At 57.7% G+C, this 15,063-nt stretch carries 21 protein-coding genes; all 21 read right to left on the bottom strand.

Annotated features, from left to right (window positions below; all coding sequences use genetic code 11):
* On the bottom strand, nt 1–431 hold a 431-nt coding region (locus RT018_RS08305; protein WP_312940938.1), incomplete at its 3' end, for an AAA family ATPase.
* A gap of 40 nt (nt 432–471) precedes the next feature.
* A complete protein-coding gene (locus tag RT018_RS08310) occupies nt 472–927 on the bottom strand; it encodes an arginine repressor (protein WP_312940940.1) in 456 nt (151 codons plus the stop codon).
* Complete coding sequence (locus RT018_RS08315) at nt 917–1,807, bottom strand: NAD(+)/NADH kinase (protein ID WP_312940942.1); 891 nt, start codon at nt 1,805–1,807, stop codon at nt 917–919. Before RT018_RS08315 ends, RT018_RS08310 begins: the two co-directional genes overlap by 11 nt.
* On the bottom strand, nt 1,804–2,628 hold the full coding sequence (locus RT018_RS08320; RefSeq protein WP_312940943.1) for a TlyA family RNA methyltransferase: 825 nt from the start codon (nt 2,626–2,628) through the stop codon (nt 1,804–1,806). Before RT018_RS08320 ends, RT018_RS08315 begins: the two co-directional genes overlap by 4 nt.
* A gap of 33 nt (nt 2,629–2,661) precedes the next feature.
* On the bottom strand, nt 2,662–4,512 hold the full coding sequence (dxs, locus tag RT018_RS08325; protein WP_312940945.1) for a 1-deoxy-D-xylulose-5-phosphate synthase: 1,851 nt from the start codon (nt 4,510–4,512) through the stop codon (nt 2,662–2,664).
* Between the two features lie 41 nt (nt 4,513–4,553).
* Nucleotides 4,554–5,117 (bottom strand): hypothetical protein, encoded by a 564-nt coding sequence (locus RT018_RS08330; RefSeq protein ID WP_312940947.1) that lies wholly within the window; start codon nt 5,115–5,117, stop codon nt 4,554–4,556.
* 794 nt (nt 5,118–5,911) lie between these two features.
* On the bottom strand, nt 5,912–6,790 hold the full coding sequence (locus RT018_RS08335; protein WP_312940949.1) for a farnesyl diphosphate synthase: 879 nt from the start codon (nt 6,788–6,790) through the stop codon (nt 5,912–5,914).
* Nucleotides 6,783–7,040, bottom strand: coding sequence for an exodeoxyribonuclease VII small subunit (xseB, locus tag RT018_RS08340; RefSeq protein WP_312940950.1), 258 nt, complete (start codon nt 7,038–7,040; stop codon nt 6,783–6,785). Before xseB ends, RT018_RS08335 begins: the two co-directional genes overlap by 8 nt.
* The gene (xseA, locus tag RT018_RS08345; RefSeq protein WP_312940951.1) at nt 7,040–8,239 is read right to left on the bottom strand and encodes an exodeoxyribonuclease VII large subunit; all 1,200 of its coding nucleotides are present in this window, start codon (nt 8,237–8,239) and stop codon (nt 7,040–7,042) included. The genes xseB and xseA overlap by 1 nt, the downstream gene beginning before the upstream one ends.
* A gap of 79 nt (nt 8,240–8,318) precedes the next feature.
* Nucleotides 8,319–8,771: a transcription antitermination factor NusB gene (gene nusB, locus RT018_RS08350; RefSeq protein WP_312940953.1), complete on the bottom strand. Its 453-nt coding sequence runs from the start codon at nt 8,769–8,771 to the stop codon at nt 8,319–8,321.
* 24 nt (nt 8,772–8,795) lie between these two features.
* Nucleotides 8,796–9,170: an Asp23/Gls24 family envelope stress response protein gene (locus RT018_RS08355; RefSeq protein ID WP_312940954.1), complete on the bottom strand. Its 375-nt coding sequence runs from the start codon at nt 9,168–9,170 to the stop codon at nt 8,796–8,798.
* 91 nt (nt 9,171–9,261) lie between these two features.
* Complete coding sequence (locus tag RT018_RS08360; RefSeq protein WP_312940955.1) at nt 9,262–9,831, bottom strand: SpoIIIAH-like family protein; 570 nt, start codon at nt 9,829–9,831, stop codon at nt 9,262–9,264.
* 23 nt (nt 9,832–9,854) lie between these two features.
* Nucleotides 9,855–10,364, bottom strand: coding sequence for a stage III sporulation protein AG (locus RT018_RS08365; RefSeq protein WP_312940956.1), 510 nt, complete (start codon nt 10,362–10,364; stop codon nt 9,855–9,857).
* A complete protein-coding gene (locus RT018_RS08370) occupies nt 10,351–10,827 on the bottom strand; it encodes a stage III sporulation protein AF (protein ID WP_312940957.1) in 477 nt (158 codons plus the stop codon). The genes RT018_RS08365 and RT018_RS08370 overlap by 14 nt, the downstream gene beginning before the upstream one ends.
* Before the next feature lie 15 nt (nt 10,828–10,842).
* Nucleotides 10,843–11,916, bottom strand: a complete 1,074-nt coding sequence (locus RT018_RS08375) for a stage III sporulation protein AE (protein WP_312940958.1) — start codon at nt 11,914–11,916, stop codon at nt 10,843–10,845.
* A complete protein-coding gene (locus tag RT018_RS08380; RefSeq protein WP_312940959.1) occupies nt 11,913–12,290 on the bottom strand; it encodes a SpoIIIAC/SpoIIIAD family protein in 378 nt (125 codons plus the stop codon). The genes RT018_RS08375 and RT018_RS08380 overlap by 4 nt, the downstream gene beginning before the upstream one ends.
* 11 nt (nt 12,291–12,301) lie before the next feature.
* A complete protein-coding gene (spoIIIAC, locus tag RT018_RS08385) occupies nt 12,302–12,496 on the bottom strand; it encodes a stage III sporulation protein AC (RefSeq protein ID WP_014118232.1) in 195 nt (64 codons plus the stop codon).
* Between the two features lie 25 nt (nt 12,497–12,521).
* On the bottom strand, nt 12,522–13,019 hold the full coding sequence (locus tag RT018_RS08390; RefSeq protein WP_312940967.1) for a stage III sporulation protein AB: 498 nt from the start codon (nt 13,017–13,019) through the stop codon (nt 12,522–12,524).
* A complete protein-coding gene (locus tag RT018_RS08395) occupies nt 13,016–13,921 on the bottom strand; it encodes a stage III sporulation protein AA (protein WP_312940968.1) in 906 nt (301 codons plus the stop codon). Before RT018_RS08395 ends, RT018_RS08390 begins: the two co-directional genes overlap by 4 nt.
* Before the next feature lie 113 nt (nt 13,922–14,034).
* On the bottom strand, nt 14,035–14,829 hold the full coding sequence (locus RT018_RS08400) for a hypothetical protein (RefSeq protein ID WP_312940969.1): 795 nt from the start codon (nt 14,827–14,829) through the stop codon (nt 14,035–14,037).
* Nucleotides 14,830–14,880: 51 nt separating this feature from the next.
* On the bottom strand, nt 14,881–15,063 hold a 183-nt coding region (locus RT018_RS08405), incomplete at its 5' end, for a hypothetical protein (RefSeq protein WP_312940970.1).

A 15,063-nucleotide genomic window follows, 5' to 3' on the forward strand; every position in this document is an offset into this window, starting at 1 on the left:
GAGCCATGCCGTTCCTCATCCAAAAGCTGCTGCCCGTCGTGCTGACCGTGGATATTCAAAAGCTCCCCGCCAAGTATCCGTAGCTGAGACACCGTCACTGGACGGCCGTTGACCCGGCAGAGGTTTTTGCCGTCGGCATCCAGTTCCCGCTGGAGGATCAGTAATCCCTCCTCGTCCAACGCCCCGCCGCACTGGGCAAGACCGGGCAGGTCTTCCTCCACTCCGGAAAATTCCGCACTGACCACTGCCCGCTTGCTTCCGGTACGAATCAAATCCCGAGAGGTTCTTCCCCCCAGCACCGCGCCCAAAGCGTCAATGACAATGGATTTGCCCGCGCCGGTTTCGCCGGTGAGGGCGTTGAAGCCTGGGCGGAACTGAATGTCCGCTTGCTCGATAACTGCGATGTTTTCAATGTGTAGCAGCTCCAGCATGGCTTCTTCCCCCTTTTCTATTCCGTAAAAATACTTCCTTTTACATGTTAATCATTTCCTGAATTTCTTTACAGAAGGTTTCTGCCGAAGCGGTGTCCCTCATCACCAGAAACGCTGTGTCATCTCCTGCCAAGCTCCCCAGCATATAGCCCAAATCCATGTCATCCAGCGCGGCACAGGCGGCACTGGCCAGCCCCGGCATCGTTTTCACCACCACAATGTTTTGGGCGTTTTCGATGCCCGTGATGCTCTCCCGAAAGATGGTACGCAGCTTCTCCGCGAAATTTAATCGGGTTCGGTTTCCGGACACAGAATATTTATATACCCCGCGCCCTACCGGCTCTTTGATAAGATGCATTTGCTTAATATCCCGGGAAATGGTGGCCTGCGTACTGGACACGCCTCGGGCCTGCAGTCGCTCCAAAAGTTGCTCCTGCGTCTCGATATCCTCCTGCCCGATAATCTCCAAAATCAGCATTTGCCGTTCATTTTTCATCTTCCTGTCCTCCCGGCAGCATTTTTCTCGCAAAAATTTCACAAAAGCTCTTTTCGGTCAACCGCACCAGCTTCAGCTCGTATTTGGACCGGCGCACTTGCACCTCATCTTCCGCATGAAGGGAAAAGCCCCTGCTCTCATCCACAAACAGATATACCGGCTTGCGTCCGTTCCGCTCTGTGCGGATGGACAGCGTGTGTCTAGGAGAAAGAACATACGAAGAAAACCGCATGTTATGCGTACAGATAGGGCAGACCACTATGGCCTCCGCCTCCGGCTCCACCACGGGGCCGCCGGCAGAGAGTGAATACGCCGTGGACCCGGTGGGCGTGGCGATAATCACGCCGTCTCCAGCGATGTCCGCCAGATGGTGTCCATCGGACTCAATCCGCAAATGAATCACATGGGAAATGGGACCCTCCCGAACCACCGCGTCGTTCAACCCCAGATTCGTGTAGACGGAGCGTCCGTTCCGCAGGACATTCACATCCAGCATCATCCGGTTTTCCGTTTCAAAATCCCAGACCGCCAGCCGCCGCAGCATCTCCAGCTCTCCCAGCTCCAGCTCTGCGATGAAGCCCAGACTCCCTGTGTTAACACCCAGCACCGGCACTTTATTCAGCGCCGCCAACTTGGCAAGATGCAGAATTGTGCCGTCTCCGCCCAGCGTAATCAGCAGGTCCGCCGACCGCAGTTCATGGGTCAGCGGGCGCACTTCTAAATCCGCAAAAGAGGTCCCCTCCCGTTGGTCACGGAAGGGCGAGCACACCACTGTCCGGAAACCGCACTCGTGCAAAATGGCGCGGGCAGCTTTTGTGGCACTCATATCCCGGTCCCGGCTGGGGTTGGGACAAAGAATAATCTTTTTGGCCTCTTTCATGTCTCCGCGCCCCCCTTTTCCGGCAGGTCCATGTGGGATTCCTCCACCAGCGCCCGCAAATCAAAACCCGGCGCATCTTCCGAAGCGCCGCAGCGCAAAAATCCCAGATACTCGATGTTGCCCTCCGGTCCTCGAATGGGAGAGTATGTCAATCCAGCCACTGTAAAGCCAGATTCCTTTGCATGGTTCAAAAAATGCTCCAGCACCTCCCGGTGTACCTCCGGGTCCCGGACCACGCCTTTTTTGCCGACCTTTTCCCGGCCCGCCTCAAATTGCGGCTTCACAAGGCACACCGCACCGCCCTCCTGCTTCAAAAGTCCCCGCAGAGCGGGTAGAATCAGCTTTAGGGAGATAAAGCTCACATCCACGCTGGCAAAATCGAGCTCGTCTGGCACCTGTTCATGGGTGAGATACCGGGCGTTAGTACGCTCCAGGCATACCACCCGCGGGTCGCACCGCAGCTTCCATGCAAGCTGCCCGTAGCCCACATCCACGGCATAGACCTTTTTTGCTCCATTTTGAAGCATGCAATCGGTAAAGCCGCCGGTGGAAGCCCCGATATCGCCGCAAATAGTATTTTTCAATGCAAGGGGAAACACAGACATCGCCTTCTCAAGCTTTAACCCTCCCCGACTTACATAGGCGGGTCCACCGCCCCGCACTTCAATTTTCTCGTCTACGGAATAGGCGGTTCCGGGCTTGTCTGCCCGCTGTCCTTTTACAAACACCAGACCGCTCATAATCACAGCCTGCGCCTTTTGCCGACTTTCCAGCAAGCCCCGCTCCACCAGCAGCAGATCCAGCCGTTTCTTTTCACTCATGCTCTGTCCTCCCCGCGAAATAACGCGGTATCCTCAACGGATTCCCTCTAAAACGGCCTTTACAACGCCTTCTGCGTCCAGACCAAGACTGTGCCGCAGCTCTTCAACGGACCCCGCCGGAACAAAGCTGCGGCCAAGGTTCTTGAAAAGTATCCGCTTGGGCGCACTGCCCCGGGCGGCCAGAATGCCGCCGACTCTTTGCCCTACGCAGCCGGAGCCGCAGCAATCCTCCAGTGCCAGAATACAGTCACAGCCGGAGATTACCGGCTCCAAATCCTCGTAATCCAGCGGCGCGATGCGGTTCAGCTTCACCACACCAGCGTGAACTCCCTGTTTTTCCAGCAAATCGGCCGCATCCAGCGCCTGATTCACCAGCACGCCATAGGTCAGAATCGTTACATCCTTCCCCTCCCGCAACCGCACGGCGACACTTTCTCCACCGTCCTCCCGGTAGCGACCCTCGCCGCCTCTGGGATAGCGAATAGCCACCGGCCCTTCGCACTCTAACACCGCGCTGCGCAGCATTCTACGCAGTTCTGCAAAGCTGGCGGGGCAATACACCGTCATTCCCGGAACGGTTGGCAAAAACAACGCGTCAAACGCGCCGTGGTGCGTCTCTCCGTCGTTCCCCACAAGACCCGCCCGGTCCACCGCCAGCACCACATGAAGCTTCTCCAGAGCTACATCGTGGAGAAGCATGTCATAGCTCCGCTGCAAAAAGGTGGAATATACCGCGAATACGGGGATTATCCCTTGTGAGGCAAGGCCTCCGGCCATGGCCGCGCCGTGCCCCTCGGCAATGGCAACATCAAAAAAACGCTTTGGAAATTCCTTCTGGAAGATGTCCAGCCCTGTTCCGTCCGCCATGGCAGCGGTGATGGCACACACTCGTGGGTCCTGGGCGGCAAGGGAGACAAGCGTCTTTCCAAAAACAGAAGAAAAGCTTTCTGTCTCCGGCTTTTTTAACAGTCCGGTGGCTGCATCGAACGGCCCGATGCCGTGGAACTTGCCCGGATCTCGCTGGGCAGGGGCATAGCCCCGTCCCTTTTGGGTGTGTACATGGACCACCACCGGGCAGCGCAGCTCTCTGGCCCATTGGAGCATGTCGCACAGCCGGTCGATATCATGCCCGTCAATCGGCCCTAAGTAATTAAAGCCCATGTCCTCAAAGAGCGTACTTCCGGGCCACAGGGTTTTTTTCAGCGAGGTTTTCATCCGGTGATTAAAGCGGTAAATCCTGCTTTTAGTGGGCTCCGCGCCGAACAAGCTTCGATACCATTTTTTAAAGTGATAATAGGCGGGCTTGCTTCGAATCCTTCCCAGATGCCTGCTCACCGCCCCCACGTTGGGGTTGATGGACATACCGTTGTCATTTAAAATCACAATTAGCGGCTCTTTCGAAGCACCTGCATTGTTCAGCCCCTCATAGGCAAGTCCGCCAGACAACGCTCCATCCCCGATCAAGGCCAGAACGCTGTGGTCCTTCCCTTCCAGTGTTCTGGCCCGGGCCATGCCCAGCGCCACAGAAACGGAGTTAGAAGCATGACCCGCCACAAATGCGTCGTGCTCGCTTTCACGGGGTTTTGGAAAGCCCGACAGACCGCCAAACTGCCGCAAAGAGCTGAACAGCTCTTTACGCCCCGTCAGTGCCTTGTGGACATAACATTGGTGCCCCACGTCAAACACCAGTCGGTCGCTGGCGGTGTCGAACACCCGATGGATTGCCACCGTCAGTTCCACCACGCCGAGATTGGAGGCCATGTGCCCGCCGGTTTGGGAAACCTGCTCAATCAAAAATCGCCGCAGCTCGTCGCACAGCGTATTCAGCTCCCTGCGGCTCAGCGCTTTCACGTCCGCAGGAGATTTGATGGTTTCAAGAATCATAGGTGTCTCTCTTTTCAAAAATTACAAAGCATTTCCGACTTTTATTTGGAGCCACGATGAAATACATGCAAAAGCTTTCCCGCAAGGAAAACCACGCGGGTACTCTGATTAATGGCCAGTGATTTGCCAAGTGCCTTCCCCCCGATGGTCAAACCGGAGATAACGGCGGTGACCCCTGCGCCTAAAAGCACATTGTGTACATCCAGCAGGATCTGAAGCCGGGCCACGATCACTGCCGCGGTGGTGCCGGAGACGATGCCGCAGATATCGCCCACCACATCGTTGCAGAAGCTGCTGACGCGCCCAGCGTTACGAAGAAGCATAATTGCCTCCGACGCGCCCGGCTCTTTGTGGGCGGCCATAGAGTGAAAGGGCCGCTCGTCGGCGGCAGTAACGGCTACGCCGATGATATCAAATAAAATGCCAAGTCCGACAAATCCCGCCAAAACCAGAAGCGCCGCCGCGATCCCCGCCCCGGTGAGCGCGCTTTCAGAAGCAAGGCTCAGCGCGGCGGACAGCGCCACGGCGATGAAAAAGATCCGCAGTGCCCAGCGGTACTGCGGCAACTCCGCGTCGTTTTTTCGTTTTCGTTTCGGTTTGCTCAATCTATTGTCTCCCCGGGTATATCAAATTTCCGCCGGAAACGGCGGTTTAAACATTCAAAATACTAAGTCGGCGGCGGTGAAAAAAGTAAATCTTACGGCTTAGGTACGGGTTGGATTTCCCCGCAGCGCACCTCTCGTTGCCGATGGAGGCGGTTCCCCTTTCGGCGCTGCGTCGCGACGTTGCCGTCCGCGCGACCCGATTGCCACTTAGTCCGCACTGTAATCCCTTTTTCGCCCTTGCGACAGCCTAGATGATTTCCACCTCAGTCTGTGCGTCTTTTTAGCCTCTTTTGCAGACGGGGTTTCAAAAGGCAATAGCAGCATCCTCTCTGGCCAGAGGGGAGTCTGCCTGAATCCTCTATCCACCGCGCCCACGCAAGGCAGGCTACATCTGCACACAGCGTTACGGACGAAACCGCCCGATGCACCGCATTGCAGGTTCATAATCTGTTTCGTACGCGGGCCGGGTACCCACATGGGATTACGTCCACGCACAAGAACAGGTCTCCACAGAAACAGGGTCGGGTTGACCATGCCATTGCTCATCGCCCTGAGTCCGCAAGCGTGAAAGCACGCTTCCCCCCAGCATCCACCCAAAACTGGGCGTTTCAAGCAGACACCACGGGTTTCATCGATATGCCCTTCAGAGGATTTTTAGCCCCTCCTTGAAAGACGCAGTACTGACTAGGATACTGCGCCGCCGCTTAGCATGTTTATTATAGCACGTTCCTAATAAATATACAACGATTTTTGTATATCAAAAGTGTGAATTTTAAGTGTATGGGTTTGCTGTCTCAACCGGTCCGCTCCGCCAGAGAGTCGGCCAGAATGTCCAGAAATTCATGCTCCGGAAGCCGCGCCAGCGCCGCTTTTGCCGAGGCAGTGCACATCCGCACGGCGTTTTCACAGCCCGTAAGCCCCAGTAGATCCACATAGGTGGTTTTTCCATCCGCTTTATCGGAGCCGAGGGTTTTGCCCAGGTTTACTTGGTCCCCCATCACGTCCAGCATGTCGTCCCGAATTTGAAATGCCACACCCAGCTCCCGGGCATAGCTTCCAAGGGCCGCGCACAGGTCCTCCCCCGCGCCGGCAGCGGCGCAGCCCATCAGCGCTGCGCCCCGGAGCATGGCCCCGGTTTTCAGACTGTGGACCTCCAAAAGTTCTTCCCGGGTACGGGGGCTATGCAGCGTGTCCAGCACCTGGCCGGCCACCATGCCGTCCGCGCCGGCAGCCTGAGCCAGAAGCAGGGCGCAGTCGGCCCGGCGGGCCGCATCAAGGCCGGGAGTGGTTAAAATAAGGCGGAACGCCTCCGGCTGAAGGGCATCTCCTGCCAGCACCGCTAGCGTCTCGCCATAGACCTTGTGATTGGTGGGGTTGCCTCGGCGCAGGTCATCGTCATCCATGCAGGGCAGGTCATCATGGATAAGGGAATAGGTGTGCACCAGCTCCACCGCGCAGGCCACAGGCAGCGCCAGTCGCCAGTCCAGTCCGCATATGCGGGCCGCTTCCAGCGTCAGCACGGGGCGCAGCCGCTTTCCCCCGGCGAGAAGGCTGTACCGCATGGAATCGTACAAATCCGCCCAGTGGGGCTTGTCCGAAAATAGGCCTGCCAGATCGTGCTCTACCGCCTGACGGTATTCTCCATACCGCGCGTCAAATGCCGCCTTATCCATCCGCTTCGTCCTCCGTGTCAAAGGGAAGCTCCACGGGCGCACCGTCCGCCCCCTTCATCAGCCGCACCACCTTTTGCTCCGCCTCGTCCAAAAGCTTTCCGCAGGAGTGAATCAGCCCTGTTCCTTCGTCGAACAGCGCAAGGGAATCCGCCAGCTCCGCGTCTCCCTTTTCCATCCGGGCCACAATCTCCTCCAGACGGGCAATTTGCTGCTCAAAGGTCTGGGATTCTTCTTTTTTCTTTCCAGCCATCACGGTCTTCCTTTCTCAACGGTACATTCAAGGGACCCCTCTCCCAGCGCCACCTCGATGCGGCTGCCCGGAAGCGCGTCCCGATAGCTTTTGAGGATGCCCTGTCCGTTCCGGGCCACGGCGTAACCCCGGCCCAAAACTTTTAAAGGGCTCATAGCATCCAGCGACGCAGCCAACGCAAAAAATTTCTGCCGCTTCGCGCCCACGCTTTTCTCCGAAAGATCCCCCAGTCGCTGCTGCAAGTGGGTCAGCAGCATCCGCCGGTCCTGCACAAAAGCAAGCTGGTCCTTCATCACTCGCTTCTCGGCAAGCGTCTGAAGTCGGCGGCGGCACAATTCCAGCTTCATCTCTTCCGCCTGGATCATGCGCTCTTCTGCGCTCCGGAGCCACCGCAACAGCTCCAACTGGTCGGGCACGGCGATTTCCGCTGCATTGGAGGGCGTGGACGCCCGCGCATCCGCCACAAAATCGGAGATAGTCACATCCGGCTCGTGGCCCACGGCGGAGATCACAGGAAGCTCCGATTCGTAGATGGCCCGGGCAACCCGCTCATCGTTGAAGGCCCATAGGTCCTCCATAGACCCGCCACCCCGGCCCGTGATAATCAAGTCTCCCACGTTCCAGTGGTTTGCATACCGAATGGCTCCGGCAATTTCCGCCGGTGCCTCCACTCCCTGCACCCGCACCGGCAGCAGCGCAACCTCGGCAGCGGGGAATCTGCGCCGTAGAATGCGAAGAATATCATGAATCGCTGCCCCGGCGGAGGAGGTGACAATGGCAATTCGCCGGGGATAACGGGGTAAGGGCTTTTTATGCGCCTCGTCAAACATCCCCTCCTCCAGTAGTTTTGCCTTGAGCTGCTCAAAGGCCACTGCCAGATCGCCCACTCCGTCCGGGGACAGGCCAACGCAGTAAAGCTGATAGGCCCCGTCTCTGGGAAAGACGGAAATCCGCCCCTGTGCAATGGCCTTCATGCCATTTTCAGGGCGGAACCGCAGCCTTTGAGCCTGGGAACGAAACATGACGCACCGCAGTGCGCTGTCCTTATCCTTCAGCGTAAAATAGTGGTGTCCTGAGGGGTAAATCTTATAATTGGACAACTCCCCCCGCACCAGAATGTCCTGCAAAATCGGCTCTCCGTCCAGCAGCGCCTTCACATATTCGTTTACCTGAGAAACCCGATAGACAGGCTGTTCCATGAACGCACCTTCTTCCTTGCGGTTCTTTCGTATTTGCGCAAAAAACAGGGCGGGCAATCAATGCCCGCCCTGTTGATAATTAATCCTGCGGACATTCCTGGCGGGCAAAGCTGCCGAGAATTCCGTTGATGAACTTCACCGTCTCCGGCGTCTCGTATTTTTTTGCGATTTCCACGGCCTCGTTAATGGCCGCGCTGTTAGGAACGTCCGGCATGTAGAGAACCTCGTACATGCAAACCCGCATAATGGCAGAAGCCACCAGAGGAATCCGGGCAAAACTCCAGCCCACCGCGTATTTGGAAATATAGCCGTCCAGCTCGGCCGCATGCTCCCGCACACCCAGAACCAGTCGGCGGATATAGTCCGCCTGCTTTTCGCTGGGCGCATCGGCATAAAGCGGGTCTTCTCCCGCAAGGGTTTCAAAGCGCTCCGCCGTCAGCCGCCCGTCCAGCAGCTCCTCCGCCGTCACATCCGTAAAGCTCAGCTCATAGGCCAAATGGATGGCGATTTCCCGTGCAACGTTCCGTACCATAAACCGTTTCGTCCTCTATCTTTCTCAGTCCAGCGTCACGCCGTCCACATGAATGTTCACCGTGCCCACCTGGCAGCCGGTCATGGCCTCCACCGAGGAGACAACGGCCTTTTGTGCATTTTCCGCCACCTCGGGGATGGGATGGCCGTAAGAAACCGTCAGATACATGTCCAGCGCCAAAGACGCGCCGGTCATGTCGATTTTCACACCCCGTGTGACTTTCCTGGCGTTTTTCTTGTTCATCAAGTCGGTTACGCTACCGCCCATGCCGCCGATCATCCCGGACACGCCCTCCACGTCCCGGACGGCGCCCACGGCAATAGCGGCGATCACTTCCTCCGCGATATTAATACTGCCGTTTTCCTGCGGCAGAATCATGTATTCCCGGCCTTCACCCATGGCATTCACGCTCCTTTTCGTGGCCCGGCAATCACCGGGTCCCTTCTTTCGTGCATATTAGTTTACCATGCTTCTTTAAAAATTACAACAGCTAATTTGCCGCCATGATCTTGATATTTCCGGCTGAATAGCCCGTCTCCGTCATGGCGATGTCGGTAATTTTCGCCACGTCGGTGTCTGCAAGCTCCCCGTTGGCAGTGGACACCACCACGCTGAGACTGTCCGCGCTCATAAATGCCACGCAGTCTGTATAGCCCTTGGCCGTCACCAGATTTTCAATCTGCGCCTCGGCCATGGTGAACTGCGCCATGGCTTGAATTCCCTCCGCCGCCTGATCCAGCGCCCCCTGAGACGCACCGTCCTCCTTTGCAGCCTGTTGCAGCAGCGACACGGCGGAATCCCGTGCCTGCTGGCGGGTCAGCCGAGCGGATGCAAAGTAATCCGACCCCGTGTAAACGCCCATCTCATCCACCGGCGCGGCGGAGCCGTCTCCCCCGGAGACAAGGGCTGCCTCGCCCAGCAGCTTGCCGCCCGCCTGACCGGAGCTTCCCGCTCCCGTCGGAGCAGTGTTCTGCGTCGCCTGCCAGTTTAAAGCTGCCGCCGCGCAGATCAACACCAGCATCGTCACCACCACGGTATAGCGTTTCCAGTTTCCTCTCATGTTCTGCTTCCTCCTCCAAAATATCACTGACATTTAACCACCGTAATCCGATCCGAGCCCAGGCCCGTCAGCGCGGCCACCGCAGCCGTCACCGCCAGACGCACCTGTGCGTCTCCCGCACCCTGGCATACCACCAGAGCGCCCCGAAATGTGGGACAGCGGGTCCCCGTTACTACCGGCTCCTGCGCGCCGCTTTTTCCTGCAAGCACCGTTTCGCTTTTTCGCTGATAATCCGTGGGCGCGGCGGTGTCTCCGCTGTAACTCAAATCCGTGTCCTGCGCCAAACTGCGCTCCGTGCCTGTGTCCGCTGTCAGCATGAGGTGCAGCTCGCCCACGCCGTCAATTTTTGTCAATATTTTCTCCATACTTACCTGTGTCTCCTGCACCACATCCTGTATGCGCTCCTCCGAAACCGTGACGGGTTTCTTTTCATTCCCAGAGGGTAGCAAAAGCAGCGCCACGCCCGCCGCCGCCACTAGAACCGCATATTTCCAGCGGTTCCAGAGCCTTTTCACCGTCTCAGCCTGTTTCATGATAGACCTGCCTCTCCTTTGGAATTCCCAGCTCCCGCTCCATATAGTCCGCCAACGCATCCGATTTTTGCCCGGTCAGCTCCGCGCCCGCCGGAACGGGCATACCGTCCTCCCCAGGCTCCATCAGTACCCGGACGGTGCATGAAACCCCCAGCACAGCGGCTTTGTCCAAAATATATGCTTCCGTCTTCTCCGCTATGAGTTCTCCCATCGTCTGATTGCTTTGCTCTTTCAACTCTGTCTGACGCTGCTGGATGTCCATGGCATAGTCCTCATAGCCCAGCTCCAGACCACTCACATCAATTCCCGGGAAGGGTTTCAGCATCACCAGCAGCAGGACCACTCCCCCAACAAAACCGGCGATTTTCCGCACCGTCCCCTCCGGAACCAAGCTTTGGGACAAAGACACCAGAAAGGCTGCCGCAGCCACGGAAATAATCCAGGTTCTGATTGCTTCAATCATTACCGCTCACCCCCTTTACACAACCGCCGCCACGGAGGACAAAATCGCGATCAACAGCAGCAGTGCGCTGGCTCCTGTCATCCCTAACACAAGTCCGAAAGCGCTGCCAAGACCATCGATCAGCTTGCACAGCTCCGGCGAACCGATGACTCCGGCCAAAAAGCCCACCAGTTTGTACAACAAATATTGAATACCCAAATGCAAAAAGGGCCATGCGCAAGCCGCTAGCACCCCCAGCGTTCCAAAAATGCCGATGGCATTTTTCAGCATGCCCGCCCCGGCCAAAACCGTCTCTGCCGCCTCGGCAATGATCCCTCCCACCACGGGCACCATCCCTGCAACCGCAGAACTTGCCAGCTTTACCGTCGTTGCATCCGTCGCACCGGAGATGACATGGGCGATGGAGAGATAGATGGTAAATGCCGTCAGCGCGCCGCATAGAATCCATGAGATGCATTTGCGCAGTGCCTCGGCGATATTTCCCAGCCGCCCGCCGGGTAGGCATGCGGAGGCGGTAAGTGTTCCGATGTAAAGGTATGTCAGCGGCAGCAGCAACTCCTGAATCAGCTTTAAAAGCAGGCCCGTAAATAAGACCGCCGTCACCTGCTGCAACGTGGCAGTGGTAATGGAGCCGCTGACAGCCGTGGCCGCCGCCAGCACCGGCAGCAGAATCCTAGCAAATTCATTCAGCTCCTGAATGGTTCCCCCGCCCATTCCAATCAAGCTTTCAAAGCTTCCTGCTGCCAACAGCGTTACCGACAGCGCCCCCGCCGCCAGCACCAGTTTGGGCCCCGCGCTCCCAGCGGTCTGGGAGAAACCTTCCACCGCGCCGCACAACAGCGCCACCAGCAAAATGCTCACAGCACCCCGCAGCCGTTGGAGCAACACGGACCTTGCCTGTCCCATAAGATTCTGAAAAATCTGAGCCGCGCCCCCGCCCAGTGGGTCCGTACCGGACAGGTCTGCGTTTTCCAAAATTGATTCTGTCCCCTCCGGCAAAGCATCCCACAGCTCGTCCGGCACCTCGACGGCGGAAACGGGCATGGTAAACAGCAGCGCCAGAAGCAGAATAAGCAGCCATCGTTTCATCCCATCAGCTCCAGCAGAACGTCCATGGCCTTTTTAAGCAGCGGCAGCGCCGCCAGCAAGGCGCACACCGCCCCCGCAATCTCCACGGCGGAGGCCAGCGCCGCCGCCCCCGCATCCTTGCATAGCCCGCTTCCAATCTTCACCACCAGCGCGATGCCTACGGTTTTATAAAGAGGTACAAACAACTCGTTGGACACCCCGGTCTGGGCGGTAAGTTCCGCAAAAAAGTCCATCAGTGTCCCCAAGCTTTCGGACAGAGCCAACACGGCCGCCACGGCGGCGGCCAGTCCCAACAGCAAAGCCGCCTCCGGTGCGCCACGGCGCACCGCCGCCGCCAGCAGCGCCGTCACCACGCACACCAGCGTAATTTGCATGACCTGTCCCATCAGAATCCAAACAGTGTTTTGATGAGCTGGAACAGATCGCTGATCTGCCGCACCATCATCATCAGAACCACCACCAGACCCGCCAGCGTTGTCATCATGGCTTGCTCCTCCCGTCCGGAGCGCACGAGGAGCTGGTTCAGCACCGCCACCAGAATGCCGATAGCGGCAATTCGAAAGATTAAATCAACGTCCATGATAAAAATTCCTTTCGTATGTCCTTTACAGGAGGAGAATCAACAGCAGTGCGGCGGCGGAAAAGCAGACCGCCGTGGTCTGCCTGAAATAATCCCGTTTTTCCTTTCTGCGTTCGTCCATTCTCTTTCTAATCCAATCCGTAGAAAGCGATATACCTTTACAAATTTCCGCTTCATCTCCTGACAGCTTGTACCCCAATCCCGCAACAATTTCTCGTGCGTCGTCCTCGATTGGAAGACGGTGGCAGGCGCTTTCCCATGCGGGGCGCAGAGGCTCCCCCCGCTCCAGCGACTCTGCCGCCTCTGCCAGCCAGGCCATCACGTCTCCGCTTCGCCGGGACCGGCTCACCTGCCGAAGAAGCCTGGGCAGGGGCGTGCGGGTCAGGCGAATCCCAGCGGAGAATTCCTCCAGCGTGGAGATCAACTCCTCCAGTGTCTGCGTTTCCCGCTGATTCCGGCGCAGCTCTCCCAGCCAGATTGCGCCAAAGCCCAGCAGCAGCAACAAACTACCCAGCGCTTTCATGAAAGCTCCTCCAATTCATAGCTCCTCCCCTGGGCGGTCCGCCGGATGCACACCGCGCGACAAAATACTTTCGTCTCCAAAAGCTGCTTGTACAACGGCCTTTGCGTAAGCTCTTCCACGTCGGCGGCATGGACGGTGGCCAGCAGCCGCACGCCGCAGCCCGCCGCCATGGTCATAGCCCGGATGTCCTCCTCTGCGGTGATCTCGTCGGCGGCCACAATCTGGGGGTTCATGGTCCGCAGCAGCATCGGGATAGCGGCCGCCTTTGGGCAGCCGTCCAGCACATCGGTGCAGGGACCAACATCCATCTGCGGTCGTCCCCGGTAGCAGACCGCCACCTCTCCTCGCTCGTCCGCAAGGCCCACCCGCAATCCCTTCAGGGAAATGCAGCGAATCAAATCCCGCAGCAGCGTGGTTTTTCCTCCTCCCGGTGGGGACAGCAGAAGTGTACTTTCAAACTGGCCATCGGATAAAAGCTGCTCTGCCAGTTCCTCCGCAATGCCTGCTTTTTCCCGGGCAATCCGCACATTGGCAGAGGACAAATCCGTCAGGTTTGTGCACACCCCGCTCTTCATCACGGCGGAACCACAAAAACCGATGCGAAAGCCGCCTCGCACGGGTAAAAATCCCTCACGCAGTGTTTCAGCGGCGGCATAGCGGGAAAATTCGGCGCCCAGGTCGCAAAGTGTCTCCAACTCCTCCGGCTCCACCGGAGGCTCAGACCCCCACGGGCTGCTTTCCCCCTCGGGAAGCAGCACCGACATGGGCCTGCCTGTCCGAAGGCGAAATTCTTCCGCCACAATTTTTTTAGCTTCCGGCAGCGTTTCCGCCAGCTTGCGCAGCCGCACCGGCAAAAAAGCAGCCGCCTGCCGGTATCTGGCTATTTCGTCCCGTTCCTTCATCTCCGCTCCTCCTTGTCCGATACCCAACCATATGAAGGCCCGTCCCCCTTTATGCCGGAAAAATTGAAGGAAAAAAGCGCCCGGTATCCGAAAATACCGGGCACTTTTTACATTTACCTGCCGCACTTGCAGCAGTTTTTTGTCTCCTCGTAGGTTTCACAACGGCTGACCGTGTTGGGCGGGAAGAACTCACCAACAGGGAAGCTGATGTTGCGGAACAGGCCACAGGGGTCCTGAGCGGGATCGGTGCCGCCGGGACCAGAGCACTCTTTCTGGGGCATGCAGTAGTCGTACACCGGGATCAACAACTGGGTATCCCGCTCCAGCCGCACGATGGAGAACTGGCCCAGAGTGACATATACTCTCCGCCCATCCTCGCCGGAGCTGAGCTCACCGTCGAAATAGCCGCTGATGAACGACGGAATTTCGCACAGGTCGCAGTCGCAGGGACGGCAGCCGCACACATCCACCAGTTTCGCGTCCAACACAATGGGATCGACGGCCTCTACCACCGCAATGGGCGGATTTCCGGTGCGCAGGCACTGGGTATCCATGACGCAGCTATCCGAAGAGAAGACCTTGGCGCCGCCCTCGCTGCCAAACAGCAGGACGCGTTTATCAAACACGCACAGACCCTCGACGGTCACGGGGCTTGGCGTGCACAGGTATGCCTGGAGTGTCACCTGATAGAAAAATCGCATGTCGATGGTGTAGCAGCCCCGGTTGAAGGTTACCGGTTCCACATCTACGTACACATACAGCAGCTTTGCGGTGCCGCCCTTCAGAGAGGCCGCACGGTTGAGGACATCTACGTACTGCAGCTTTGGATAGAAACGCAGGTCTTCGATACAGTCCTTGTCATGACAATGAGCAGTTTTAAAGAAATGTAGTTTACATCCTTTTTCCACTCCCTTAATAACAAAAGCAGCGTCCCTAATATTCGGGACGCTGCTTTTTCATCACCTTAGTTTCGGCATAATATCGTACTTATCCAGACTGTACTTTCCCAATGAATACTTGTCCAGCGCCGTCCCAGTCTTTCCTCCGCTGCTCCCGGAGGTTCGTCTCCCCCCATCCAACCGCGGCATGATATCATACCACGGCGCTTCAGAAAGCGTGTTTGCGGACCAGCCGTTTGCATA

This window comes from Oscillibacter sp. (assembly GCF_032060045.1).
GTDB lineage: Bacteria > Bacillota > Clostridia > Oscillospirales > Oscillospiraceae > Oscillibacter.

Coding starts and splice junctions, on each gene's coding strand:
- RT018_RS08390 (WP_312940967.1), bottom strand. CDS start 13,019: ATGAAAGCGCTGGGTAGTTTGTTGCTGCTGCTGGGCTTTGGCGCAATC.
- RT018_RS08315 (WP_312940942.1), bottom strand. CDS start 1,807: ATGAAAGAGGCCAAAAAGATTATTCTTTGTCCCAACCCCAGCCGGGAC.
- spoIIIAC (WP_014118232.1), bottom strand. CDS start 12,496: ATGGACGTTGATTTAATCTTTCGAATTGCCGCTATCGGCATTCTGGTG.
- RT018_RS08395 (WP_312940968.1), bottom strand. CDS start 13,921: ATGAAGGAACGGGACGAAATAGCCAGATACCGGCAGGCGGCTGCTTTT.
- RT018_RS08335 (WP_312940949.1), bottom strand. CDS start 6,790: ATGGATAAGGCGGCATTTGACGCGCGGTATGGAGAATACCGTCAGGCG.
- RT018_RS08360 (WP_312940955.1), bottom strand. CDS start 9,831: ATGAGAGGAAACTGGAAACGCTATACCGTGGTGGTGACGATGCTGGTG.
- dxs (WP_312940945.1), bottom strand. CDS start 4,512: ATGATTCTTGAAACCATCAAATCTCCTGCGGACGTGAAAGCGCTGAGC.
- RT018_RS08320 (WP_312940943.1), bottom strand. CDS start 2,628: ATGAGTGAAAAGAAACGGCTGGATCTGCTGCTGGTGGAGCGGGGCTTG.
- xseB (WP_312940950.1), bottom strand. CDS start 7,040: ATGGCTGGAAAGAAAAAAGAAGAATCCCAGACCTTTGAGCAGCAAATT.
- RT018_RS08370 (WP_312940957.1), bottom strand. CDS start 10,827: ATGATTGAAGCAATCAGAACCTGGATTATTTCCGTGGCTGCGGCAGCC.
- RT018_RS08310 (WP_312940940.1), bottom strand. CDS start 927: ATGAAAAATGAACGGCAAATGCTGATTTTGGAGATTATCGGGCAGGAG.
- xseA (WP_312940951.1), bottom strand. CDS start 8,239: ATGGAACAGCCTGTCTATCGGGTTTCTCAGGTAAACGAATATGTGAAG.
- RT018_RS08355 (WP_312940954.1), bottom strand. CDS start 9,170: ATGGGTGAAGGCCGGGAATACATGATTCTGCCGCAGGAAAACGGCAGT.
- RT018_RS08375 (WP_312940958.1), bottom strand. CDS start 11,916: ATGAAACGATGGCTGCTTATTCTGCTTCTGGCGCTGCTGTTTACCATG.
- RT018_RS08365 (WP_312940956.1), bottom strand. CDS start 10,364: ATGAAACAGGCTGAGACGGTGAAAAGGCTCTGGAACCGCTGGAAATAT.
- nusB (WP_312940953.1), bottom strand. CDS start 8,771: ATGGTACGGAACGTTGCACGGGAAATCGCCATCCATTTGGCCTATGAG.
- RT018_RS08380 (WP_312940959.1), bottom strand. CDS start 12,290: ATGCAAATTACGCTGGTGTGCGTGGTGACGGCGCTGCTGGCGGCGGCG.